The organism is Bacillus cereus group sp. MYBK79-1, assembly GCF_051915365.1.
Classification (GTDB): domain Bacteria; phylum Bacillota; class Bacilli; order Bacillales; family Bacillaceae_G; genus Bacillus_A.
In genome coordinates this window covers 867,937-893,199 of sequence record NZ_JBQAEO010000001.1, presented here as the reverse complement: position 1 = coordinate 893,199, position 25,263 = coordinate 867,937, and the positions used below count along the sequence as shown (strand labels likewise).

Sequence of the window (25,263 nt, the reverse complement as noted above, 5' to 3'; positions counted from 1 at the left end):
TAATGCAATAGAAAGGGAAGTGGGAAAATGAATGATGAGAAAAAATATACAGTAGTAGGTACCGATGTTGAGGAAGTAAAACGTTTAAATAAAGATTCAGGATTAACGTATAATCAAGTGAAGGAATTATTAGTGAAACAAATGCAAAAAAAGAAGTAATGAAATTGAAATTCTTCATTGTTTCATTTAGCATTTTAATTAAAGAGAGTTATAAGGATAACTCTCTTTTTCCATACAATTGAGCAACTTTTAGAGTGGAGGAAACAACATGAAGAAGTGGGTAAAGATAACGTTATCGATCGCTGGAGGTATTGTCCTGTTGGCATGTGCCGGAGGATATTACTTGTATAAAAATTATTTTCCAAAAGAACCTGAGCGTATCGTATATGATAAAGATAGAGTGTTAAAACCGATACATAAACAGTTAAAAGGAATTAACATAGAAAGCGTAAAGATAAAAGAAAAAGAAGTCGTAAATGCGACTGTAGATGAGCTTCAAAAAATGATTGATGATGGGAAATTATCATATGAAGAATTAACGAGTATATATCTATTTAGAATACAAGAACATGACCAAAATGGAATAGCATTAAATGCTGTTACAGAGATTAATCCAAATGCAATGGAGGAAGCGCGAAAGTTAGATACAGAGAGGTCTTTCAATAAGAAATCGAACTTATACGGCATACCAGTTATCGTAAAAGATAATGTACAAACGGAAAAGGTGATGCCTACAAGCGCGGGAACTTATGTGTTAAAAGATTGGATTGCAGATGAAGATGCGACGGTCGTGAAGAAGTTGAAAGAAGAAGGTGCTTTTGTTTTAGGAAAAGCGAATATGTCTGAGTGGGCAAATTATTTATCCTTTACAATGCCTAGCGGATATAGTGGGAAAAAAGGACAAAATTTGAATCCATACGGTCCGATTACGTTTGATACATCGGGATCAAGTTCTGGATCTGCTACAGTAGTTGCGGCAGATTTTTCATCACTTTCAATTGGGACGGAAACGACTGGATCGATTGTAGCACCAGCGACGCAGCAATCCGTAGTTGGATTACGTCCATCACTAGGTATGGTGAGTAGATCAGGCATTATTCCGTTAGCTGAAACACTTGATACAGCAGGACCGATGGCAAAATCGGTGAAGGATGCGGCAACGTTATTTAACGTAATGGTAAGTTATGATGAAAAAGATGCTATGACAGAAAAAATGAAAGATCAAGAAAGAATGGATTATGCGAAGGATTTATCAATAGACGGATTAAAAGGGAAAAAAATAGGGGTTCTTTTTTCAATAGATCAACAAGATGAGAATAGAAAGGAAGTAGCAGAAAAGATAAGAAAAGACCTTCAAGATGCAGGTGCGATTTTGACTGATGATATTCAGTTAAACGCTGAGGGTGTAGATAATCTACAAACATTAGAATATGAATTCAAACATAATGTTAACGATTTTCTTTCAAAGCAAAAAGATGTGCCGGTAAAATCGTTAGAAGAGATTATAGCGTTTAATAAAAAGGATAGTAATAGACGAATAAAATACGGACAAACATTAATTGAGGGATCTGAAAAATCTGCTATAACGAAAGCTGAGTTTCAAAAAGTAGTGCAAACGAGCCAAGATAATGCAAGAAAAGAGCTAGATAGATATTTAGTAGAAAAGGGTTTGGATGCTTTAGTTATGATTAACAACGAAGAAGTTCTTCTATCAGCTGTAGCTGGCTATCCGGAATTAGCGGTGCCAGCAGGATATGATAACAATGGAGAGCCAGTAGGTGCAGTGTTTGTCGGGAAGCAATTCGGTGAGAAAGAACTGTTCAATATGGGGTATGCGTATGAGCAGCAGTCTAAAAATAGAAAATCACCAAAACTGTAAAGGATAAACGAAAAAAGAGCTCCACTAAAATATGTTAGTGGGCTAATACAAAAAGAATCTAACAATATAAAAAGAAAAAAGGGATTCTTCTCAATTAGTAAGAAAGATTGTCTATAGAAGTTCATAAAATGTAATATATTCAATTTCCATCCATTGAAGGGGGAGGTTAAATCTTAATGAATGAAGTGAAAAATTTCTTTCGGAGTAGAGGGTTCCAACGGTTTCTCGTTTTAATAATAGTAGCGCTTGTATTATATGGATTAAAAAGTATGATCAATTTAATATTAATTACATTCATACTGACATTTTTAATGGATCGGTTTCAACGTTTTATTTCAAAGAAATTGAAAGTGAATCGGAAAATTGTTATTGCATGTTTGTATATAATATTAGTTACTTTTATCGGCACAACATTATATAAATATTTACCTGTACTAACGATACAAATTTCCCAATTGATTTATCAGTTTAGGTTGTTTTTTCAAAATCCACCTGATAATGAGATCATTAAATATGCACTTTCAACAATTAATGGGATGGAAGTATCAAAATATATAGAACAAGGTGTAGATGTCATCTATCAATCGATTGCAAATATAGGAAAAGTCAGTTTGCAAATATTACTCTCTCTTATTTTAAGTTTATTTTTCTTGTTAGAAAAAGAACGCATAATATCATTTACTTCAAAATTTAAAGATAGTAGTCTGAAGGTTTTTTATGAGGAGATTGCATATTTTGGTGAAAGGTTTGCAAGATCGTTCGGTAAAGTAATTGAAGCTCAGTTTTTAATTGCAGTTGTAAATTGTATTCTGACTGTCATTGCATTAATCGTTTTAGGATTTCCGCAGCTTCTCGTATTAGCTGTCATGATTTTCTTATTGGGATTAATTCCTGTCGCCGGTGTCATCATTTCCTTGTTCCCGCTATGTATTATTGCTTATAACGTAGGCGGAGTTATGTACGTTGTATACATACTTGTGTTCATTACAATAATCCATGCTCTTGAAAGTTATTTTTTAAACCCGAAGTTCATGTCTGCGAAAACGAATTTACCAATCTTTTATACATTTATGATTCTCATCTTTTCAGAGCATTTCCTTGGAATATGGGGGCTTATTATTGGTATACCAATCTTCATCTTCTTATTAGATGTACTTGATGTAAATAATGAGGAATCGATTGAAAAATAGGAAATAATAGAAAATAACCGATGTTTTCAAAGGACGAAAACATCGGTTATTTGTATTCTGAAAAATCCTGAAAGGTAGAGGCTAATAAAAAGTAGGGAGGGATGAAAGGCTACCAATTAAAGGTTCACTTATTTTTTTTAGCAGGTGGAAGTTTAATAAATGTATTTGCAATTAAAGCTATAATAACAGCAGTAAAAAGAAATAATGCGATTATGCCAATTCCCATACCTGCCCATCCTCCGATAAGGAAGATACTTATCGGTATTGTTAATAAGCATATAATAAGTAGAATGAATCCGAGGTTTTTGTCATATTTTTGGGTTGGAAATAGAGTCCTGATGATTAAGAAGAGGAAAAGTATTAAGGATGAAATAGCCAACAAGAGGATTACAATTGTCCAAGAGTCATTCATGAAATCACTCCTTTCTATTGTGGATAATAGTAACATTTATCATAGGGGAGGGATAGTCAAAATAAAAAAGCAATCCAAAGTAAATTGGATTGCTTTTTTGAATACACGATTAAAGAACAGGAGCCATTGTTTCTTTCAACACTTGAACAGAGTGATCGAATTTTAATTCTTCTTCTTCGCTTAATTCCACTTCTAAAATTTCACGAACACCGCCGCGATTTAATACAGCAGGTACACCGATATAAACATCTTTTTGACCGTATTGACCTTCTAAATATGCCGAAACAGTTAATACACTATTTTCGTCATTTAAAATTGCCTTCGTAACACGTAGAAGTGACATACCGATACCATAATATGTTGCGCCTTTTCGCTCAATAATATGGTAAGCTGCATCACGAACATTTATGAAGATTTTGTCTAAATCTTCTTGCGTGTATGTGTTGTCTTTATCAAGAAGCGTTTGTAGTTTTTGAATACCAACTGATACGTGACTCCAAACAGGAAGTTCCGTATCCCCATGTTCGCCGATAATGTAAGCATGAATGTTGTGTGGACCAATATTGAAGTACTCACCTAACATATAGCGGAAACGAGCAGAGTCAAGTGTTGTACCAGAACCAATTACGCGTTCTTTTGGTAAACCAGATTCTTTCCAAGTTACGTAAGTTAAAATATCGACAGGGTTAGTTGCGATTAAGAAGATACCATCAAATCCGCTATCCATAATACTGCGAACGATTTGTTTAAAGATTTTCGCGTTTTTCTCAACTAAATCTAAACGTGTTTCGCCTGGTTTTTGTGGTAATCCAGCCGTAATGACAACAAGGTCCGCATCTTTACAATCTTCGTAGCTGCCTTTCCATACTCTAGTTGGAGCTGGTGCAAAAGGAACAGCATGACTTAAATCCATTGCTTCTCCTTCAGCTTTTGCCTCATTTACATCAACTAAAACAAATTCTTCAGCTACAGCTTGGTTAATCATGCAGTAAGCATAACTACATCCAACTGCTCCTGTTCCTACTAATACAACACGGTTAATACCTTTTTTCATTTCAAAATTCCTCGCAATTTCATTGATTTTATTATGTAAGATAATACGTCTTACTTCTATAGATTCATATCTAGTTTATTACATTTTATAAAAGATATTCAAGTAATTGAAAATGTATCCGTGCAATTTCTTGCATGAAACATAGGAAGTAAGTGAACCGAATATAATGCAATAAAATCCTTTATTGAAGGAGAAAAGGACATGATGCAGCCATTAACGATGGAAAGAATGCTTCGTATTATTAATGTGGGGCTCGTAAAAACGAAGAATCCAAAGCAGATTATTATTGCTGGTGCAGGAATTTCAGGCTTAGTTGCAGCATCGTTATTGAAAGAAGCAGGGCATAGAATAACAATTTTAGAAGCGAATAACCGAATAGGCGGAAGGATATATACGATTCGTGAACCGTTTAGCAGAGGTTTATATTTTAATGCAGGGCCAATGCGAATTCCTGAAACACACGAGTTAACTTTAGCTTACATTCGTAAATTTAAATTACCGTTAAATCTTTTTATAAATAAAACCGCTTCAGATATTATTTATACGAATAATATTAAAACGAGATTGAGCATATTCGAAAAAAATCCAAGTATACTTGGATATCCCATTTTAGAGAACGAAAAAGGAAAAACGGCAGAAGAGTTAATGTTAGTAGTATTAGAACCAATACTAAACTTCATAAAAAAAGATCCTAATAAAAACTGGATAATCGTTGAAAAAAAGTATAAAACGTATTCACTCGGATCATTTTTAAGTGGGTATTATTCAGATGGAGCAATCGATATGATTGGGGTACTTTTAGATATGGAAGCGTACATGGGAATGTCTTTAATTGAAGTATTACGTGAAATGATCTTTTTTACTTCAACGACAAAATATTACGAGATAACGGGCGGGATGGATGCATTACCCAATGCATTTTTACCGGAGTTAAAAGATAATATTTTTATGTCGTATAAAGTAGAAAAAATTATACAGGAAGATAATAAAGTAATGATGCAAGTAATACATGAACAAACGTTACATTCATTTATGGTAACAGGCGACATCGCTATTGTCACAATTCCATTTTCAGCGTTACGATTTGTAGAAGTTCAGCCATATCATTTATTCTCTTATTTTAAAAGACGAGCAATTCGTGAGTTAAATTATATTGCTGCAACTAAAATTGCGATAGAGTTTAAAAGTAGATTTTGGGAGAGAGCAGGACAGTGTGGCGGTAAATCTATTACAGATTTACCTATACGATTTACATATTATCCGAGTTACGGTATTCATACACCAGGGGCGGCTATCGTTTTAGCGAGTTATACGTGGGCAGATGAGGCGTTAATGTGGGATAGTCTCCCGCAAAGAGATCGCATTCGTTACGCATTAAAAAATTTAGCGGAAATATACGGTGACGTCGTCTATAGTGAGTTTGTTACTGGAACATCTTTTAGCTGGAGTCAAAATCCATATTCTTGCGGCGCATTTACGGCTTTCGAACCAGGTCAAGAGTTAGAGTTATTTCCGTATATTACGCCGCCAGCTGGCAAAGTACACTTTGCAGGAGAGCATACGACATTAACACATGGATGGATGCAAGGAGCAATAGAGTCTGGAATTAGAGTTGCTTATGAAGTAAACGAACAGTGAAGATATATTTACAAATGACTATTCTTTTAATAAAATAATGAATATAAATCGTAATTATTACGCTTTGAATACGTTTAAAATAAAGAAATGGATGGTTGATCACATGAATAAAGTAGAAATTCATATACTAGGTGGCTTTTTAGGAAGTGGAAAATCAACATTATTACAAAATTTATTGTTAGCGGAGAAAAAGAAAAATAGAAAAGTTGCAGTATTAATGAATGAAATTGGTGAATACTCGGTAGATACAGATATTATTGGAAAAGAGAATGTTTTAAGAGAACTTCTAAAAGGGTGTATTTGTTGTACGTTGAAAGAAGAGCTTGAAATACAATTGCATTCGTTATATCAGCAAGAAAGGCCAGATGTCATTTATATAGAAACGACAGGTGTTGCGCATCCAATTGAAGTGTTAGATGCGTGTGTATCACCAATTTTAGCACCTTTCCTAGAAGTGAAATCAATTGTCGTTGTATTAGATGCAGTAAGGTGGTTAAATCGAAGTGTACTAAGTGCAAACGTTCAGCAATTATTGCATGAGCAATTGAAGTTTGGTAGTCACATTTTAATTAATAAATTAGATTTACTAACATTTGCGGATAAGAACAAAGTAATTGAAGAAGTGAAAGCAATAAATAATCATGCGAAATTGTTTGAAACAAAATATTGTAATATATCTTTAGAGGACATAGAAGAAGCTGAATTTACGAATGATGGGGAACATGAGACACTGCATGTTAAACAGCATTTACATATACAAACGATGACGTATCAATTTACGAAATCGATTGATCAAGATAAATTATACGAATGGCTTTCGAATTTACCAGATAGTATTTATCGTGTGAAAGGTTTTGTGAAGTTCCGTGAAGATAAATATCCTCACCTGTTACAGTATTCATTTGGAGTACCAACTTTATTAGAGCAAGACTTCGGTTTTCCAACGAACTTGGTGATAATAGGGGAAGGATTAAACAAAAAATTATTGATTGAAGGGTTAGAGAAGGTGGAACTTAACTCTAATTAAGGTTAAAACAAGTTAATGCAAAGGAAGAATTTTTAAAAAGAAAAGTAGAAGAATATAAATCAAAATATAGCAGGAAAGTGAAGGATTTACATAAATCAATTGCTGTAATTTTGAATATATTGCAAGTAATCCTTCATATTTGTTACACAATAAACTTTTATCTCGCATTAACAGGCAGTAAGACCCTTACCTCAAATTTAAACGAAAGCAAAAAAGTTAGTTGGGGATGGGGCTGCTCGTAAAAGTCCAATTGGTGAAGGCTAATAATCAGTGGGGGATGAAGCCCCCTATTAATTATTAGCCTTCACTGTATTAAAAAAAATCTTCTTTACCTCTCAATATAAAGAGCTTTGGCATTTGTATTAACAATCATTTAGTAAATAATCAAAAAGTAAGGTGGAAGTTACTCATTGTCATTTTAGGAAAAGGGAATTTTATTGAAAACGCTACTAAACTAGTCAATTAATCACTCCCATCCACCCCCTCGCTTTCCTCCAACTCCTCACTTTCTTCACGTATTTGTCCAATTAATGAAACTACAGAACCTACAGCTTGGACCCAGCTTCCTACAATATCTATTAACTGACCTTCTTTGTTTTCATCTGCTTTACCGTCTTCTTTGGTGTCTGTATTTTTCTCCGTATCATTTACTTGGTTCTCTTGGCTATACTGCTGCTCTTCTCTATTGCTTTTTAATTCATAAATACCTCCAATTGCCTGCAATGAATTTCCTATAGATTGCAATAAGTTTCCTATAATATTTAAATGTTCATCTTTATCTGAAGTATCTTCAAATTCATCTGCTAATGCTGTAAGTCCTCCTAAAGCCTGTGTCCAATTTCCAGCAATCGCTAATTTAATTTGTGTTTCTTCTTTAAAATCAATAACTAATCCAGATATTACGGTTACATTACCAATGGATTGGATCTCATTCCCAATTTTTTCGAGAGATATTTCTCCTTGACCATCAGCCTCTAAAGCATTTCCGACTGCTTGTAATACGTTCCCGTATATATTCAAATCTTTCCTTACATTACTGCTTATAAAATAGAATGGCGTGCTTCCAATAGCGGAAGTGATTGTGCCTATAGCTGCTAGCAAGGCACCAAATATTTCTTTTAGTTGGTTCTCCATTTATAACCTATCCCAACATTAAGTAATTACTTTAATCCTATTCAATCACACATATCCCTGTTAATAAATTACACTGTTTCTTAGCATTCTCTTTTTATAATAGTGTCTTATAAAAGTAATTTGCCTTTGAAATTAAGTTCATATGTGAGTGTAACTCAGAATTGTTCTGATAAACATTAATGACCTAGCTTTTAAAGCACATATACCTTTGGAATTATTAAAATACCCAAATTTATTGATTAAATAGCGTTTTAATTATTTAAAAGGGCGGATTTTATTATTTTGTACAAGCACACTCTCCTTTTGATTAATAAAATATATAGATTTCTCAAAGAAAGGAGAGCAACATAAATTATGGCTGATTATTTTTATAAAGATGGTAAAAAGTATTATAAAAAGCAATCTTATTCGAGTAATCAAAAAAACAACTGTTTTATTGAGACTCATACAATTGCTGGTTCTGAAGAAAATGTAAATGGAAATATACCTGTATCTGTTTTCCTTGAAACTACCACTCCACAAACTGTATTCGAGGATTTCACAAACAATCACAATAAAACATTAATTCAGTTATTCGTTGTCGGTATGAGTGCACCCGTTCAAGTAACTATTTTAACAAGAAAATCTAGCAGACCAATTACTACTACATTACAACCCGCTCAAACAAAAATATTTCAAGTTGAAGATTTTCAAAGTCTTACTCTTACAAGACAGGAAGGTCCCACTAGTCTAGTTAGTTTATTTGTTCAAAAAACATTTTGTATCTGCTGTAACGAAAATAATAATTCATGCGATGAATATTACTAAGAGTGTGATTAATAGATGAAATCATCAAAAGAGGTTGTCCGAAAAGTAGCTGAATAGCTACTTTTGGCATCCTCTTTTTTACATAAAAAAGAATTTATTTATTTTAGAAGCCCAAATAAATTTTAGCTAAGATTTCAATTCCTAATTTTGAAAAGGTTTTGCGGGATGTGTTAAGGAGAGTGGACTAACTTCAAAAGATATTAGAGTATTATTATCATTGCATACAAAACAATCTCTGTTAATAGAATTGTTACAAGGATTAGGATTAGTAAAAGGATCATATATATTTAGATCTTTATGGGTATATGGTAGCCTTTAACATGTGTATAGGTCTTCACTTTTCAAATGAATAAGGTTTAAAGTATAGAGATGTTGCAGTAGCTGTTAGTTCAGGGATTGGGGGTACTTGGGCAGCTACTGTAATTAGGTAGTAAGAGAAGAGAATGGAGTTATAATTTAAATACTTGTAAGAATATGAATGGGGAATTGGAGGGATTTGTAATTTGTTCACGAATGTAAGAGTACTTCGAGAATTTTTCAATTCAAGTAGCGTGTAGTATTAAAATAGAAAAGTCATAATTACGGTTGGGTTACTTTGGCGTATTTGATTCTATCAGAAAGTAAAGTATGGGGAGGATCACAATGTCGATGAAAAAACGTAAGTGGCTAAAGACGATGTTTACCGGTTGTGTTTTAGGCTCGTTATTAATAACGGCAGCTTGTTCAGGAAAGAAAACAAGTACAGAGGATGAAAAGACGATTAAGGTAGGGGTTCTTGCTTCATTAACAGGTCCATTAGAATCATATGGAAAACAAACAGTGAACGGATTTGAATTAGGTTTAGACTATGCAACTGGTGGAACTGGGAAAGTGGAAGGGAAGAAGATTAAGTTTGTTGTAGAAGATACGGAAACGAAAGCAGATGTAGCAGTGAAGAAAGCTACGAAGTTATTAGAAGAAGAGAAAGTTGATTTTTTAGTTGGATCGTCTAGTTCAAGTGATACATTAGCGGTATTACCACTAGCTGAAGAATATGAAAAAATTATGGTTGTTGAACCGGCAGTTGCTGATAGTATTACCGGAAAGAACTGGAATAAATATATTTTTAGAACAGGAAGAAGTTCTTCGCAAGATGCGATTGCAGGAGCAGCGGCAATTGCAAAAAAAGATGTAAAGATTGCGATGTTTGCTCCGGATAATGCCTTTGGCCGTGAGGGAATTGCTGCATTTAAAGCGGGAGCGAAGAAATTAGGTGCGAATATTGTAAACGAGCAATATGCTGATACAAATTCGACTGACTTCACTGCAAATATTCAAAATATCATTAGCTCAAAACCGGATTATTTATTTATCGTTTGGGCTGGGGCAAATTCACCTTGGAAACAGTTGAAGGATATGAATGTGGAAGCACAAGGGATTAAAATTTCTACAGGTGCACCAGATATACCGGCATTAAAAACGATGGATGCGTTAGTAGGCATGCAAGGTTTTTCTGTTTATTATCATACACTCCCGAAAAATAAGGTGAATGATTGGTTAGTGGAAGAACATAAAAAACGATTTAATGGTGCGGTACCAGATTTATTTACAGCGGGTGGAATGTCAGCGGCAATTTCTATTGTAGAAGCTTTAAAGAAATCAAAAGGGGATACAGATGTAGATACGTTGATTAAGAAAATGGAAGGAATGGAATTTGATACACCGAAAGGAAAGATGAAATTTAGAGAAAAGGATCACCAAGCGATGCAGATACTGTATTCTATCACATTGAAAAAGCAAGATGGTGTTGACTATCCGGTGCCAGTATTAGAGCGAGAATTAACGATGAAAGAGACAGAACCACCAGTTCAAAATAAATAGACTGAATTTTCTGTTGTTTTTGTATAAAGAGGGAATACCCTCTTTATACGTATTTCTTTCATACTTAAAGCTTTAAAGGGAGGGATTTCGTGACACACTTGCTTGAAACGAAAAATCTTAGCGTATCTTTTGGTGAACATCATGTTATTAAGGATGTGAATTTTACAGTACAAAAAGGAAAGCTCATTTCCATTATTGGACCAAACGGTGCAGGAAAGACAACGTTATTTAATTTACTTAGTGGACAAATTTCTCCAACAAAGGGTGAAGTATATTTTAAGGGACAAGAGATTACGAAATTATCAATTTCGGATCGAACTCGATTAGGAATTGGTCGTTCTTTTCAACTTACAAATATATTCCCAGAGTTAACGGTACTTGAAAATGTTCGTTTAAGTGTTCAATCATTCGTGCAAGATTACTATAGTTTTTTTCCGAGTTCAGCAAAACTTAAGCAACAAGTTGGAGAGGCGAGACGTTTCTTAAAAACAGTATTACTTCAAGAGAAAGAACATGTATTAGCGAAAGATTTAGCGCATGGGGAAAAACGAAAGTTAGAGCTTGCGATGTTATTAGCTTTAAAAACGGATGTGTTACTACTTGATGAGCCGACGGCAGGTATATCAGTTGAGGAGGTACCGGCTATTTTGCAAGTGATTGAAAATATTAAGAAACATCCAGAGAGTACAATTGTACTGATTGAACACAAAATGGATATGGTACTAGGTTTGTCAGACCATCTTATCGTTTTATTTCATGGAGAGTTATTAGCTGAAGGTTTGCCTGAAGAAATTATGAAAGATGAGCGTGTACAAAGTGCTTATTTAGGGGGATTATATAGTGGCACTATTACAAGTGAATAATATAGAGACGTATTTAGGTCAGTTTCATATTTTACAAGGTGTTTCTCTTGCTGTTGAGAAAGGAACGATTACTGTACTGTTTGGAAGAAATGGTGCAGGAAAGACTACGACACTACGTTCGGTTATGGGTTTTCACCATATCGCAAATGGTGAAATTTATTATGATAGTACACAAGTAAATGGACTATCTACACATTTAATTTCAAGGAAAGGAATAGGGTATGTACCAGAAAATCAAGGTATTTTTCACGATCTGACAGTAGAAGAAACATTCGCTCTTGCTAGGGGAAAGGGAGAAGAGGCCGAAGAGAAAATAGATTGGATGCTAGAATTATTTCCAGATTTAAAGCAATTTTGGCACAAAAAAAGTGGACTCTTAAGCGGAGGACAAAAGCAAATGCTAGCAATTTCAAGAGCATTTATTAATAGTAATGGTTTATTACTTATTGATGAGCCGAGTAAAGGTTTGTCCCCTATTATGATAGAAAAATTAATGATAGCCATTTTGAAAATGAAGGAGAAAACAACAGTTTTACTCGTCGAACAGAACTTTATGATGGCTAGTCAAATTGGTGATTACTTTTATATTATGGATAACGGAAAAATTGTTCATAACGGTTTTATGCATAAATTAAAAGAGGATAAGGAAATGTGTCACAAATATTTAGGAATCTCTTAACATGAATCCGGGGTGAGAAGGATGGATGTGTTAATCAATTTATTTGTAAATGGGATTTCAACAGGGATGCTCATTTTTTTATTAGCATCAGGTCTTTCACTTATTTTCGGTTTAATGAGTGTTCTAAACTTCGCACATGGTGGATTATTTGCGTGGGGAGCGTTTACAGGTGTTTGGCTATTTAATATGACAGATAGTTATGTATTAGCGTTAATTGGAGCAATAGCTATGGGAATGTTCCTTGGGTTCATTTTAGAAAGATTCCTTATTAGGCTGGTATATGGAAATCATGTTCGCCAGCTTCTTGTGACGCTTGGAGGAATGCTTGTACTTAGTGAATGTATTAAAGTATTTTGGGGACCCAATCCAATCAGTGCTAAATTACCGTTATGGTTACAAGGTAGTTATACATTTGAAGGTGTAATATTAATTAAATATCGTCTATTCGTTATTTTAATTGGGATCATCATTTACATTGCCTTACTGTTATTGCTCAAAAAAACAAAGATAGGTCTTATGATACGTGCAGGTGTAATGGATAAAGAGATGGTTCAAGCGCTCGGTATTAACGTAAAAGCTATATTTTCTTTCGTCTTTTTATTAGGAGCAGGAATGGCAGCGTTGGGAGGATTTCTATTAGCACCGTATTCAGGCGTTATTTTTGCCGAGATGGGTATGCAGTATGCGATTTTAGCTTTCATAGTAGTAATCATTGGAGGGTTAGGAAGCGTACAAGGTTCAGCAATCGCTTCTTTAATTGTCGGATTAGCTGGTGCTTTTACAGCATATTTTATACCGGATTTATCACTTGCAATCAATATGTTAATGTTACTATTTTTCTTAATCGTGAAGCCAACGGGACTTGTTGGTGAAAAGGGGTGAAATGGTGAACAGCACATCAAATCGAATTAAAGTATACTTCGGAGTATTTATGCTCATTTGTTTAAGTGTATTTCCATTCGTAAATGATTCACGGAGCTTGTTAATTTTGTTCACTCAAATCTTCATCTTTGCTATTTTTGCAATGAGTTTTGATGTATTGCTTGGATATACAGGAATTGTATCATTCGGCCATTGTATGTTCTTTGGAATAGGGGCATATGGCGTAGCGCTTTTATTTGATCGGCAAGGAGTATCCATACCGAATTTTTTTATAGGGATAGTAGCTGCAATTATCATTTCAGCCATTGTTAGTTATATAATCGGTTTGCTTTCTTTACGGTTGAAAAGTCATTTTTATGCAATGTTAACACTTGCTATTTCACAGTTGTTTTTCGTACTTGCTGAAAAATGGCGTGGACTTACTCACGGAGGGGACGGTTTTACATTTGGTGTACCAGATATATTCCGTGATCGTTTTACGTTTTATTATGTAACACTTATATGTTTAATTGTCATTTTTATTCTGTTACGTCTTTTCACAAAATCTTCTATTGGAAAAGTATTAAAGGCAATTTCACAAAATGAGCAACGTGTTGAAGCACTAGGATATAAAGTTCTTCATTATAAAATTATTGCTAGTATTGTGGCAGGAGTAGTTGCTACGATTAGCGGTGGTTTATTTGTTATCACACTACGCTTTGTTAATACGACTGTATTTTCAATTGAAATGACACTAAATGCATTATTGATGACAATGATTGGTGGCGTTGGAACGTTAATTGGAGCAATCGCGGGAGCAGGTATTATTGAATCACTAAAATATTATTTATCAGAACTAGCTACAGAATATCCGATTTTTGAAAGATGGACGATTATTCTTGGTTTATTGTACATTATCGTATTGCTAGTTTTTCCGAAAGGATTAGTTGGGACGATTAAGCGGCTGAAGAATATGAAACAGAGTAAGAAGGAGAAAAGTGCAGAAGTGGAGCAAAATGTGTGAAAAATCAATTGTATAGAATATGAAAATCCCTCTTTTAGATTCGTAAAGGAGGGATTTTTATTGGTGTATGTAATTAGTTTATAGCTATTCTATTAATCAAATAGTTCATCAGGGATTTGTTTTAAAGAGTTTTGATGCGTAAAAAAATGAACAGCTAATTTCTCAATTGGAATATCTTCAATTGGTACTAATTTATCATTTTTAATAGGTAAAAAGGCTATACCTTTACCGTCCTGAATAAACTCTTCCATAAGCGGATAAGAATCTAATTGTTGAAATTGACGCTGAGATAAATTATTTTCTTTTAGAAATTGTATCGTCTTATTTCTAAAGGGACATTTTTTGTCATTACTAACGAAGAAGAGTTCCTGCGAATAGTCAATGGTTCGTGTTTCTTTCGCTTTTAATAAGCCTACAGAAATGGAAGTAGTAAATACTTTTTTAAAAGCTGCGTCGGGATCATCCTCATAAGTAATGATCATATCAACTTTTTGTTGTTGCAGTAATCTTTGTAAATGACTACTATTTTCTACATATATTTGATAATCCCTGAAATTTTCTTTAATACGCTCACTTACATAATTTGTTAAAATAGATTGTGACGTTCCTATTACAAAAGAAGCACCGGTCGCTTTAATTTCATCTTTTGCTGCTTCTAATAAAGCTAATATTTTATTCGTGTAGTCTAATAAAATGTCACCAGAAGGTAATAGGGAAACACCTTTGTTATCTCTATGTAGTAAAGGTGTTTCTAATTCTTGTTCTAATTTTTTGATTCGCTCAGTTACGTTCGGTTGAACATACCCTAACTCTTTAGCAGCTTTACTAATAGAGCCTTCACTAGCTACAGTTTTGAATATAATAAGATCATTTATTTCCATGTATCACAGCTCCTTATACGATATCATTATAAATGATATCAAACATAATTTATACCTATTTTACGTTAGTCAATCATCGGTTTATCATTGAATATAAGATAGAAAGTGAGTGATAAACATGATTGGAATGCAATATAAGGTCATTTTGCCAAAGAATTATGATATGGAGATCATTAAAAAAAGGGCAAAAGATAATGGATATAAAACGGATGGTTTTCAAGAACTAAATTTTAAAGCGTATTTAATTAATGAGGCAGGTAAGGACGGGGATTTTTATAACTGTTATGCACCTTTATATGTTTGGAATGGCCATGAAGGAATGAACAAATTTATCTTTGAAGGGTATTACGATAATATTTTACAATCTTTTGGATGGCAACAAATAAATATAGGTGTTCCTTTAGTTGTTAATCTAAGTAATGATTTTAAAAAAAGTAGATATGCTGTTGAGTATACAGGGAGTATTTCTCAAAGTAATTCACTGAGAGGGACTCAATTAAACACTATGAATGAGAATGTACAAAACATAGAAAAGTGTTTAGGAAATGTAATCATTTATAATCCAGATAAATGGGGATATAGTCAATTCAGTTTTTATAATGAAAAGCCTGATATGGTAACGAATAAAGATGTTACAGTATATGAGATTTTGCACATTTCACGATGAGAAAATGTTGAAGTTAATTAAGAAAAAGGAATGAAAATGTATGCCTTTTGTGAACGTATATTATCCAGGAAATATATTAAATAAAGAAGAATTGAAAAAGATAGGTGAATGTATTCATATTTCATTAATTTCACATTTTAACATCCCTGAAAATGATTATTTTCAATTGTTCTTACCTTATCAACAAAATCACTTTTTATATAATCCATATTATTTGTTGGAAGGAGGAGAAAAGAGAACAGAGAATATGATTTATGTTTCTATTACATGTGGACCGGGAAGAACAAAAAAACAGAAAAGGGACCTGTATCAGTCGATATCCTCGAAGGTTTCTGAATGTTCTAGTATAAAAAGTGTAGATATTTTTATTACACTAAATGAGACAGCTGCTGAAAATTGGTCGTTTGGTCAAGGATTGGCGCAATTGGTAAAATGAAGGGGAGTGAAATGATGAATGAATCCATTGAATATTATATTCAAAAGAAAATGAGAGAAATGGCACCTGCATTTGCTCATTATAGTGAAGAAGTATTGTTCGAGGAAGTGTGGCGGGATGCCACTTTAACATTAAGAGAAAGAAGTTTATGTACAGTGGCGGCACTAATTAGTCTTAATCAGACAGAACAATTACCATTTCATTTGCGACTGGCCAAACAAAATGGAATTAAAGAAAATGAAATGATTGCATTAATAACACATATGGCTTTTTATGTTGGTTGGCCCAAAGCAGTGGGAGCTTTAAATATTGCAATGAATGAAATGGAAAGTTAAGAATAACGATAAGAAAGAATTCATTTAAACATGAATTCTTTCTTATCGTTATTTATGCAATACTATAATGATGTTATTTTTCACTTTTTCTCTTGCTTTTTTATCACTTGCGTAGTAAAGTGATAGTAAGATTCACGATAGGAAGTGATCAAATATGCGTGATAATACGATAGGATCATTAATATGGCTACGTTTAATACGATTTACGAACCAAAGTAATCAGATGTCAAATGAGTTTTTAAAACGTTTTGATTTAACGACAGCTCAATTTGATGTGCTTTTGCAAATACGTACGTATCAACCACTAACACAAATGGAGTTAGCTGAAAAGGTAACGGTTACACAAGGCGGTATTTCTCGAATGTTAACTCGTCTTGAAAAAGAAGGATATATAGTACGAAAACAAGATTGGAAAACGAAAACAATTAGTCTTACAGAGCAAGGGGAAGCAGCTTTAGATAGAGCACTGCCAGAGCAACTTGCATTTCAATCTTCGTTTTTTGATGATGTATTAAATGAAGAAGAGCAGAAAATATTATACGAGCTAATGACGAAAGTTCATAAGTATAGCGAAAAAAAAGAATTACCGCAAGAGTAATTTTTTTTACAACATCAATTGACTAATCAAGTGATAGTGTAGGTAATAGGGATATACACGTGACTTATCAACGTTTTAAAAAGAGAAACTAATAACACTTCATTAAAGGAGAGAGCAACTATGGAAAAATATCGTATGGATACAAGTAAAGGAATAGAGTTTGGATTATATTCAATTGGGGATCATGTTTTAAATCCGCATAACGGAGAGAAAATTAGTGCAGAACAAAGAATTCATGAATTAATTGAAACAGCTAAGTTAGCGGATGCAGCTGGACTTGATGTATTTGCTGTCGGTGAAAGTCATCAAACGCATTTTACAACGCAAGCTCATACAGTTATTTTAGGAGCTATTGCACAAGCTACGAAAAATATAAAAATTGCAAGCTCAGCAACGATAATAAGTACATCTGATCCGGTACGAGTATATGAGGATTTTGCTACAATTGACTTAATTTCTAATGGACGTGCAGAAATCGTAGCTGGTCGTGGATCTCGTATTGGGGGATATAGTTTACTTGGTTATGATGTGAATGATTATGAAGAGTTATTTGAAGAGAAAATGGATCTTTTATTAAAAATTAATAAAGAGGAACATGTAACATGGAACGGACAGTTCAGAGCGCCGCTTGCACACGCATCGGTTATTCCGAGAGCAAAACATAATAATTTACCAATTTGGCGTGCAGTTGGTGGTCCACCAGCTAGTGCGATTAAAGCAGGACGTGCGGGTGTGCCAATGATGATAACGACACTAGGTGGTCCAGCTATTAACTTTAAAGGATCAGTAGATGCTTACCGTGAGGCTGCTGAGCAAAGTGGTTTTAATCCAGCAAGTTTACCAGTTGCAACGACGAGTTTATTTTATACAGCAAAAAATTCACAAGATGCATTTAATGAATACTATCCTCATATTAATGCTGGTATGCTTACACTGCGCGGTGGTGGGTATCCGAAGCACCAATTTACAAATGCAGTAGATTACAGTGACGCATTAATGGTTGGTAGCCCGCAACAAATTATTGAAAAAATGCTTTACCAATATGAATTGTTTGGACAACAACGTTTTATGGCACAAATTGATTTTGGTGGTGTACCACTTAATAAAATTGAGCAAAACATCGAATTAATTGCTACTGAAATTTTACCGGTTGTTAGAAAATATACAGCAAAATAATTTAAAAAATACTGAGAGTCTAATCGATTCTCGGTATTTTTTATGTATGAATTTAGTTTGAAAAAATGACAAAAAAATGAATTTTCAGTTTAGAAAAAGGGTGGATATTTTCTATTTTTGAATAACATTATATTGTGTTTAAATTTTTAAAATACATTTTTCTCTTGACAAAAAACGGACTGATTTCCCCATTGCTTTAGAGGACATTTTTTCTTGGAAAAGTCAAGTGTATGAAGAGGAAAACGATTATTTTATTGATACGAAAGTAAGTCTTATATTAAAAAAATACATTTTAGTAATGAGAAAAATTTAATTCAAAAAAATGACAAAAGACATATTTCAGACAAAATGATGTCAATAATACGTCAAAAATCAGCTGAATTTACTATGCAGGTATATTATACAATTCGATTAACGGATAAAACACTACTGAAATAGTGAAAAGGTAAATTTTATGAGAAAGTTCTTTTGTAATTATCTCAAAAACTGAAAATTTATATTTTCTAAAAGTACATAAACACATTTATCTTTCTATATTTCTAAGATTTGAGTTGTTTTATTCAAACAACTCAATTGAAATTTCGATATAAAAAATTATGAAGGAAGTGATTGTAGTATGGAAACGCTCGAATTGGCACGAATACAATTCGCATCAACAACGATTTTCCATTACTTTTTTGTTCCGCTGTCTATTGGTTTAGCTTTTATCATTGCGTTAATGCAAACGTTATATGTGGTAAAGGGACAAGAAATTTATAAGAAGATGACGAAGTTTTGGACACAAATATTCCTTGTAAACTTTGCGGTAGGTGTAGTAACTGGTATTTTACAAGAATTCCAGTTTGGTATGAACTGGTCAACATATTCACGTTTTGTAGGTGATGTGTTTGGTCCATCACTTGCGATTGAAGGTTTATTAGCATTTTTCATTGAGTCCACATTCTTAGGTTTATGGGTATTCGGTGAGGACAAATTACCGAAGCGTATTCACCTTTTATGTATTTGGCTCCTTTCAATTGGAACAATGTTATCAGCATTTTGGATTTTAACTGCAAGTGCATTTATGCAATCGCCAGTAGGATATGAAATGGCAGCAGATGGACGTGCACAAATGAATGATTTCTTAGCAATCATTCAAAACCCACAATTATGGGTACAATTCCCGCATACAATTACAGCAGCGATTGCAACTGGTGCATTCTTTATTGCAGGTGTGAGTGCATGGAAAATAACGAAAGCTCAAGAAACTGAAGTGTTTAAAAAATCGTTCCGCATTTCTATCATTGTTGGAACACTTACAACTGCGCTAGTATTATTCTTCGGTCATGCGCAAGCACAACAATTAATTAAGACACATCCAATGAAAATGGCAGCAGCTGAAGCGTTATGGAATACGAGTGAGGATCCAGCGCCATTTACAGTATTTGCGAAAATTGATGCAGAGAAGCAAGAAAACTCGTTTGAAATTCAAATCCCTTATATGCTAAGTCTATTATCATTTGATAAATTTAGCGGTCAAGTAGAAGGAATGAATCAAATTCAAAAGCAATATGAAGAAAAATATGGGCCTGGAGACTATATTCCACCAGTACACACTATGTTCTGGAGTTTTAGAGCGATGGTAATGAGTGGAACATTTATGCTTCTTCTAGGAGCATACGGATGGTTCTTATCAAGAAAAGATCGTTTAGTTGAAAAAAATTGGTATTTAAAATTAATGGTGTATGCAATTGCACTACCGTTTATCGGTAATACAGTAGGATGGATTATGACTGAAATGGGACGTCAGCCTTGGGTAGTTTTCGGTGTTATGAAAACGGAAGATGCTGTATCTCCAAATGTTACGTTCGGAGAAGTATTATTCTCTTTAGTTTCATTCACATCACTATATTTAATTATAGGTGGAATTACTATTTACTTATTCGTTCGTACTATTAAAGGACATGAGAATAAGAAAGCGAAACAGGATTCTCAAAGCCATGATCCATTTGATAAGGAGGATGAGTATGTTATCTCTTAATGAGTTGTGGTTTATCATTATTGCAGTTTTATTCGTAGGCTTCTTTGTACTTGAAGGTTTCGATTTCGGTGTAGGTATAGTTTCAAGGTTTTTAGGGGAAAACGATTTAGAGAAAAGAATTTACTTAAATACAATTGGTCCATTTTGGCACGCGAATGAGGTATGGCTTGTTTGTGCAGGTGGAGCTATGTTCGCAGCATTCCCGCACTGGTATGCAACTTTATTTAGTGGGTTTTACATTCCGTTTGTATTTATGCTTCTTGCTTTAATTATAAGAGGGGTTTCCTTTAAATTCCGTGCGAAAATAGATAATCATAAATGGAAAGGTTTTTGGGATTGGGGTATGTTTTTAGGCAGTTTACTACCGCCTATCCTTTGGGGAGTTGCCATTGCTAACTTTATGGTAGGTATTCCAATTGATGAGACGAAAAATGCTGTAGGTGGATTCTTACCATTACTTCATCCATTTGCATTACTTGGAGGAGTTATGTTCCTTCTGTTATGTATTGTTCACGGATTGCAATTCCTTACTATACGTACAACTGGTAAGTTAAGAGAACGTGCACGTATTGCTGCGTTGAAGATTGCACCGCTTGCAATTATAGCACTCCTTATTTTTGCCGGATTAGGATTATGGAAAACAGATATTTTCACTGCCCATGGTACAGAGTGGATTATGGTTCCGATTGGAGCTTTTGTAGCATTATGTACGTCAACATTATTAAATAAAAGAAGAAGAGATGGTTGGGCTTTCGTTATGACGAGTTTAACAATCATTTTACTAAGTGCGAGTGTGTTTATCGGCATGTTCCCACGTGTCTTAATTAGCTCGTTAGGGTCAATATACGATTTGACGATTTATAATGCAGCATCAGGAGATTATGCACTAAAACTGATGACGTATTTTTCAATTGCTATATTGCCATTTGTTTTGGGAAGTCAAATATGGAGTTTCTATGTGTTTAGACAACCTGTTAAGTCAGATAAAGATTTGGAGTACTAATGAAAAGAAAAAGAGGACTTCCGTCGTATCCTGGTAGCCGAGTTTTATATGTAGTGTTAACAATCATTAGCATTTTAGAAGCTTTAAGTATTATTGCGCAAACAGTGTTTTTAGCACGGGCTATTACGTTTTTATTTCAAGGAGAAACAGTGCAATCTGTGTTAAATGAAACTGTTTATTTTGGGATCACGTTTGCAGTACGTCATATGCTTGTTCGAATATCGCAAATATTAGTGGAACGTTTCGCTGAAAAAACAGGATCGCTACTGAGAAAACAATTAATAGAGGCGTATTTCACATTAGGTCCACGGTATGTTCAAACTGCTGGAACAGGTCATCTGGTTACCTTATCGATAGAAGGTATTGAGAAATTTAAAACATATATTGAATTAACAATTCCTAAAATGATTAGAAGTAGTATCGTACCGGGACTAATTGTACTATATGTTTTTACGCTAGATATTGAGTCTGGAATCATTTTAGTTGTAACGATTCCTATCGTGATTATATTTATGATCCTACTAGGATTAGCAGCGCAGAAAATGGCGGACAGTCAGTATGAGTCGTATCGTGTACTTTCTAATCATTTTGTAGATACGTTAAAAGGATTAGAAACATTAAAGTATTTAGGTAAAAGTAAACAGCACGAAGGAAAGATTGAAAAAGTAAGTAAAAGATATAGAAAAGCAACGATGCGTACTTTGCGAGTTGCTTTTCTTTCTTCTTTTGCATTAGATTTCTTTACGAGTTTATCAATTGCATTTGTGGCAGTCGGATTAGGGATACGTTTAATAGACGGAACAATTGTACTATTGCCAGCCCTTACGATTTTAATTTTAGCTCCGGAATATTTTCTGCCGATTAAACAAGTTGGAGCGAATTATCATGCTACGTTAGATGGACAACTTGCAATGGAGCAAATAGAAGAGATTTTACAGCAACAAAAAGAAATAGGAAAGAAAGAACCTAATGTAGATTTAATATGGAATTCCTCTAGTAACTTGAAATTACAAGATGTAAAAGTAAAGAGTAATGAATCTGAAAAAGCTATATTAGAGGGAATTGATTTTACTTGGAAAGGCACCGGAGCTATAGGTGTAATTGGTGAAAGTGGGGCAGGGAAATCGACGTTAATTGACGTATTAGCAGGATTTTTAACTCCTTCAGGTGGAAAGATGATTGTAAATGGTGTGGAAATTGACGGGGCTACTCGTGAAGAGTGGCAAAAGAATATTGCTTATATTCCGCAGCAACCTTATATTTTCCCGCTTTCATTAAAAGATAACATTTGTTTTTATGAAACAAATACAACTGATGAAGAAGTGGAAAGAGTTATTGATGAAGTTGGTCTTCGTTCACTCGTAACATCACTTCCGAACGGGATGTACGAAAGAATTGGAGAAGGTGGACGTATGCTTAGTGGCGGACAAGAACAACGTGTCGCTATGGCACGTGCACTTTTAAGCAAAAAGCCAATTATTTTATTAGACGAGCCTACAGCACATCTTGATATTGAAACTGAATTTGAAATAAAACAAGCGATGTTACGTCTGTTTGAAGGTAAGTTAGTATTTCTTGCAACGCATCGTCTTCACTGGATGAAACAGATGGATCATATTCTTATTTTAAATAAAGGGAAAATGATAGAAAGTGGAACGTATGAAGAGCTTTTAAAGAATGAGGCATTACATTTTCATAGGAAAGAGAGGGGATAGAGATGAGTAACTGGATTAAACCTTATATACAGCAAAATAAAGGTAGAATGACTGTAACTATTTTCCTTGGTCTTCTTGGAGTTAGTTCAGGTGCGATGTTACTTTTTATTTCAGGTTATTTAATCTCTAAATCTGCTCTTAGACCAGAAAATGTAATGGCTGTATATGTTCCTATCGTTGCAACACGTGCGTTTAGTATAGGACAAGCGGTATTTCATTATTTAGAGCGTTTAGTTGGACACGATGTCGTACTACGTATATTAGAAAAAATGAGAACGAAACTATATAGAATAGTAGAACCACAGGCTTTATTTTTCCGTTCGCGATTTCAAACGGGCGATATGTTAGGGGTGCTCTCCGAAGATATAGAGCATTTGCAAAACCTATATTTACGTACAATATTTCCTAGCATATTAGCATTAGTTGTCTATAGCATATTCGTACTTGTTATCGGTGCATTTGACGTAGTGTTTGCACTTATTGCAGGGTGTATGTTAGCGATTATTGTCTTTCTTCTTCCATTTGTATCATTGCTTTTAATGAAGCGACATCATGTTACTTTAAAACAAGGAAGAAACCGTTTGTATCAACAACTAACAGACGCTGTTTTTGGATTATCTGATTGGCAAGCAAGTGGTAGAAAAGATGAATTCATTGATAAGTATGTAGAGCAAAATAATCAGTTGTTAAAAACGGAAAAAAGAATGAAACACTGGAATCACATTCGGGACAGTATCATTCAATTAGTAGTGGGGATTGTAGTTATTTCAATGATCATATGGACTGGAAATGAGGCGGCAAGTGAACAGATTGCACCTACCGTTATTGCGGCTTTCGTCTTAATGACATTATCAGTCACAAACGCGCTTATTCCTCTTTCAGATGCTATCGATCGAATTCCATCATATGTAGAATCTGCTCATCGTCTAAATCAAATAGAAGGTAATGATGTTTTACACGATGAAAAGGAATTACATGGAGATAAAGATTATGCTGCATCAAAACATATAGACATTGAATTAAATAATGTATCGTATAGATACCCAGATAGTAATGAATTCGTATTGAAAGAAGTAACACTACCAATAAAAGCAGGGAAGAAAATTGCCATTTTAGGAAGAAGCGGAACAGGAAAATCTACTTTGTTAAAATTGTTAACAGGTGCGCTAAGTCCGTTACATGGTGAAGTTTTATTGAATAGTGTACATGCTCATACGAATCTTTTATCAAAATATATTTCTGTATTAAATCAAAAGCCGCATTTATTCGATACGACAATTGGAAATAATGTGCGAATTGGCAAACCAGAGGCTACGGATGAAGAGATATGGAAAGCTTTAGAGAAAGCACAATTAGCTTCGCATATTGCTACTCTTCCGGATGGATTACAAACAAAAATGCATGAAATGGGAAAAAGGTTTTCTGGTGGGGAAAGACAAAGAGTTGCTTTTGCTAGAACGCTCATGCAAGAAGCCCCAATTATTGTACTTGATGAGCCTACGATCGGATTAGATCCAAAGACGGAATTATCTTTAATAGAAACAATGTTTTCTGCAACAGAAGAAAAGACAGTTATTTGGATTACGCACCATCTTGTAGGAATAGAGCATGTTGATGAAGTGATATTCCTTGATCGTGGTCAAATTGTGATGCAAGGTAGTCACGAACAACTTTTGAAAGAAAACGAGAAGTATCGAAAGCTTTATGAGTTAGATAAAGGAATATAGTTTGAATAAGTCATAATTGTAAAAATAGCTACGCCAAATGGTGCAGCTATTTTTTGTTTCGAAATGAATATTCTATTCTTTTTTAATGTTGAATTGCAGATGTATATGATTGTTACGAATGAAAAATGAACTTTATATTATACATATAATGGAGGGGATGTACATGAATGAGTGGTATAAAATTATTGTTTTAAGTGATGAATTATCAAAGGTGCAAATAAAATGTCCGCGTTATTAAATATGTTTATTCAGGAATGAAAAGCATGATATTTTGTTT

24 protein-coding genes and 1 pseudogene are annotated in these 25,263 nt (G+C 34.0%); 21 read left to right on the top strand and 4 right to left on the bottom strand.

Annotated elements, in window-relative coordinates:
• Positions 1–27 precede the first annotated feature (27 nt).
• From ACTFOB_RS04610 to ACTFOB_RS04600, 3 genes are all read left to right on the top strand, one after another.
• Positions 28–159: a hypothetical protein gene (locus ACTFOB_RS04610; RefSeq protein ID WP_048527332.1), complete on the top strand. Its 132-nt coding sequence runs from the start codon at positions 28–30 to the stop codon at positions 157–159.
• Positions 160–268: 109 nt separating this feature from the next.
• Positions 269–1,879, top strand: coding sequence for an amidase family protein (locus tag ACTFOB_RS04605; protein WP_440024742.1), 1,611 nt, complete (start codon positions 269–271; stop codon positions 1,877–1,879).
• Between the two features lie 176 nt (positions 1,880–2,055).
• The gene (locus ACTFOB_RS04600) at positions 2,056–3,069 is read left to right on the top strand and encodes an AI-2E family transporter (protein WP_440024740.1); all 1,014 of its coding nucleotides are present in this window, start codon (positions 2,056–2,058) and stop codon (positions 3,067–3,069) included.
• A 124-nt stretch (positions 3,070–3,193) separates the two neighbouring features.
• Here the strand turns inward: ACTFOB_RS04600 and ACTFOB_RS04595 are convergent, their stop codons facing one another.
• Together ACTFOB_RS04595 and ACTFOB_RS04590 are read right to left on the bottom strand one after the other, a co-directional pair.
• The gene (locus tag ACTFOB_RS04595; RefSeq protein ID WP_440024739.1) at positions 3,194–3,481 is read right to left on the bottom strand and encodes a YesK family protein; all 288 of its coding nucleotides are present in this window, start codon (positions 3,479–3,481) and stop codon (positions 3,194–3,196) included.
• A 109-nt stretch (positions 3,482–3,590) separates the two neighbouring features.
• Positions 3,591–4,535, bottom strand: a complete 945-nt coding sequence (locus ACTFOB_RS04590) for an L-lactate dehydrogenase (RefSeq protein WP_016088332.1) — start codon at positions 4,533–4,535, stop codon at positions 3,591–3,593.
• A 201-nt stretch (positions 4,536–4,736) separates the two neighbouring features.
• Here ACTFOB_RS04590 and ACTFOB_RS04585 point away from each other — a divergent pair, with 201 nt between their 5' ends.
• The gene (locus tag ACTFOB_RS04585) at positions 4,737–6,173 is read left to right on the top strand and encodes a flavin monoamine oxidase family protein (RefSeq protein ID WP_440024738.1); all 1,437 of its coding nucleotides are present in this window, start codon (positions 4,737–4,739) and stop codon (positions 6,171–6,173) included.
• A 103-nt stretch (positions 6,174–6,276) separates the two neighbouring features.
• Entirely contained in the window at positions 6,277–7,200 is a 924-nt protein-coding gene (locus ACTFOB_RS04580; RefSeq protein WP_440024807.1) for a CobW family GTP-binding protein, read from the top strand.
• A gap of 462 nt (positions 7,201–7,662) precedes the next feature.
• Here ACTFOB_RS04580 and ACTFOB_RS04575 read toward each other — a convergent pair whose 3' ends face one another.
• Positions 7,663–8,334 carry a DUF6944 family repetitive protein gene (locus tag ACTFOB_RS04575; protein WP_440024737.1) on the bottom strand — a complete coding sequence of 224 codons (672 nt, stop codon included), beginning with the start codon at positions 8,332–8,334 and terminating at the stop codon, positions 7,663–7,665.
• 354 nt (positions 8,335–8,688) lie between these two features.
• On the opposite strand from ACTFOB_RS04575, the gene ACTFOB_RS04570 reads away from it, so the two are divergent.
• The 7 genes and pseudogenes from ACTFOB_RS04570 to ACTFOB_RS04540 all read left to right on the top strand — a co-directional run bounded on the left by ACTFOB_RS04570 (position 8,689) and on the right by ACTFOB_RS04540 (position 14,428).
• Complete coding sequence (locus tag ACTFOB_RS04570; RefSeq protein WP_440024736.1) at positions 8,689–9,141, top strand: exosporium protein D; 453 nt, start codon at positions 8,689–8,691, stop codon at positions 9,139–9,141.
• A gap of 122 nt (positions 9,142–9,263) precedes the next feature.
• Positions 9,264–9,572: pseudogene (locus ACTFOB_RS04565) on the top strand (3-oxoacyl-[acyl-carrier-protein] synthase III C-terminal domain-containing protein); the annotation flags it as partial.
• Positions 9,573–9,783: 211 nt separating this feature from the next.
• Positions 9,784–11,001: a substrate-binding domain-containing protein gene (locus tag ACTFOB_RS04560; protein ID WP_440024735.1), complete on the top strand. Its 1,218-nt coding sequence runs from the start codon at positions 9,784–9,786 to the stop codon at positions 10,999–11,001.
• 89 nt (positions 11,002–11,090) lie between these two features.
• Positions 11,091–11,864 carry an ABC transporter ATP-binding protein gene (locus ACTFOB_RS04555; protein WP_440024734.1) on the top strand — a complete coding sequence of 258 codons (774 nt, stop codon included), beginning with the start codon at positions 11,091–11,093 and terminating at the stop codon, positions 11,862–11,864.
• The gene (locus ACTFOB_RS04550) at positions 11,842–12,543 is read left to right on the top strand and encodes a branched-chain amino acid ABC transporter ATP-binding protein (RefSeq protein WP_440024733.1); all 702 of its coding nucleotides are present in this window, start codon (positions 11,842–11,844) and stop codon (positions 12,541–12,543) included. The genes ACTFOB_RS04555 and ACTFOB_RS04550 overlap by 23 nt, the downstream gene beginning before the upstream one ends.
• 21 nt (positions 12,544–12,564) lie before the next feature.
• The gene (locus ACTFOB_RS04545) at positions 12,565–13,425 is read left to right on the top strand and encodes a branched-chain amino acid ABC transporter permease (protein WP_440024732.1); all 861 of its coding nucleotides are present in this window, start codon (positions 12,565–12,567) and stop codon (positions 13,423–13,425) included.
• A gap of 49 nt (positions 13,426–13,474) precedes the next feature.
• Positions 13,475–14,428 carry a branched-chain amino acid ABC transporter permease gene (locus ACTFOB_RS04540; RefSeq protein ID WP_440024806.1) on the top strand — a complete coding sequence of 318 codons (954 nt, stop codon included), beginning with the start codon at positions 13,475–13,477 and terminating at the stop codon, positions 14,426–14,428.
• A 92-nt stretch (positions 14,429–14,520) separates the two neighbouring features.
• On the opposite strand, the gene ACTFOB_RS04535 is transcribed toward ACTFOB_RS04540, so the two are convergent.
• Entirely contained in the window at positions 14,521–15,309 is a 789-nt protein-coding gene (locus ACTFOB_RS04535) for a LysR family transcriptional regulator (RefSeq protein ID WP_440024731.1), read from the bottom strand.
• Between the two features lie 118 nt (positions 15,310–15,427).
• Here ACTFOB_RS04535 and ACTFOB_RS04530 point away from each other — a divergent pair, with 118 nt between their 5' ends.
• The 9 genes from ACTFOB_RS04530 to cydC all read left to right on the top strand — a co-directional run bounded on the left by ACTFOB_RS04530 (position 15,428) and on the right by cydC (position 24,986).
• Positions 15,428–15,976: a DUF4865 family protein gene (locus tag ACTFOB_RS04530; protein ID WP_440024729.1), complete on the top strand. Its 549-nt coding sequence runs from the start codon at positions 15,428–15,430 to the stop codon at positions 15,974–15,976.
• 40 nt (positions 15,977–16,016) lie between these two features.
• Positions 16,017–16,412, top strand: coding sequence for a tautomerase family protein (locus tag ACTFOB_RS04525; RefSeq protein WP_440024727.1), 396 nt, complete (start codon positions 16,017–16,019; stop codon positions 16,410–16,412).
• Between the two features lie 11 nt (positions 16,413–16,423).
• On the top strand, positions 16,424–16,747 hold the full coding sequence (locus ACTFOB_RS04520; RefSeq protein ID WP_440024725.1) for a carboxymuconolactone decarboxylase family protein: 324 nt from the start codon (positions 16,424–16,426) through the stop codon (positions 16,745–16,747).
• A 154-nt stretch (positions 16,748–16,901) separates the two neighbouring features.
• A complete protein-coding gene (locus ACTFOB_RS04515) occupies positions 16,902–17,345 on the top strand; it encodes a MarR family winged helix-turn-helix transcriptional regulator (RefSeq protein WP_440024723.1) in 444 nt (147 codons plus the stop codon).
• A gap of 120 nt (positions 17,346–17,465) precedes the next feature.
• On the top strand, positions 17,466–18,521 hold the full coding sequence (locus tag ACTFOB_RS04510; protein ID WP_440024722.1) for an LLM class flavin-dependent oxidoreductase: 1,056 nt from the start codon (positions 17,466–17,468) through the stop codon (positions 18,519–18,521).
• 616 nt (positions 18,522–19,137) lie between these two features.
• A complete protein-coding gene (cydA, locus tag ACTFOB_RS04505; protein ID WP_151630784.1) occupies positions 19,138–20,541 on the top strand; it encodes a cytochrome ubiquinol oxidase subunit I in 1,404 nt (467 codons plus the stop codon).
• Positions 20,528–21,544, top strand: coding sequence for a cytochrome d ubiquinol oxidase subunit II (gene cydB / locus ACTFOB_RS04500; protein WP_151630783.1), 1,017 nt, complete (start codon positions 20,528–20,530; stop codon positions 21,542–21,544). The genes cydA and cydB overlap by 14 nt, the downstream gene beginning before the upstream one ends.
• The gene (gene cydD / locus ACTFOB_RS04495) at positions 21,544–23,259 is read left to right on the top strand and encodes a thiol reductant ABC exporter subunit CydD (protein ID WP_440024720.1); all 1,716 of its coding nucleotides are present in this window, start codon (positions 21,544–21,546) and stop codon (positions 23,257–23,259) included. The genes cydB and cydD overlap by 1 nt, the downstream gene beginning before the upstream one ends.
• Positions 23,260–23,261: 2 nt before the next feature.
• A complete protein-coding gene (cydC, locus tag ACTFOB_RS04490) occupies positions 23,262–24,986 on the top strand; it encodes a thiol reductant ABC exporter subunit CydC (protein WP_440024719.1) in 1,725 nt (574 codons plus the stop codon).
• The last annotated feature ends 277 nt before the right edge of the window (positions 24,987–25,263 follow it).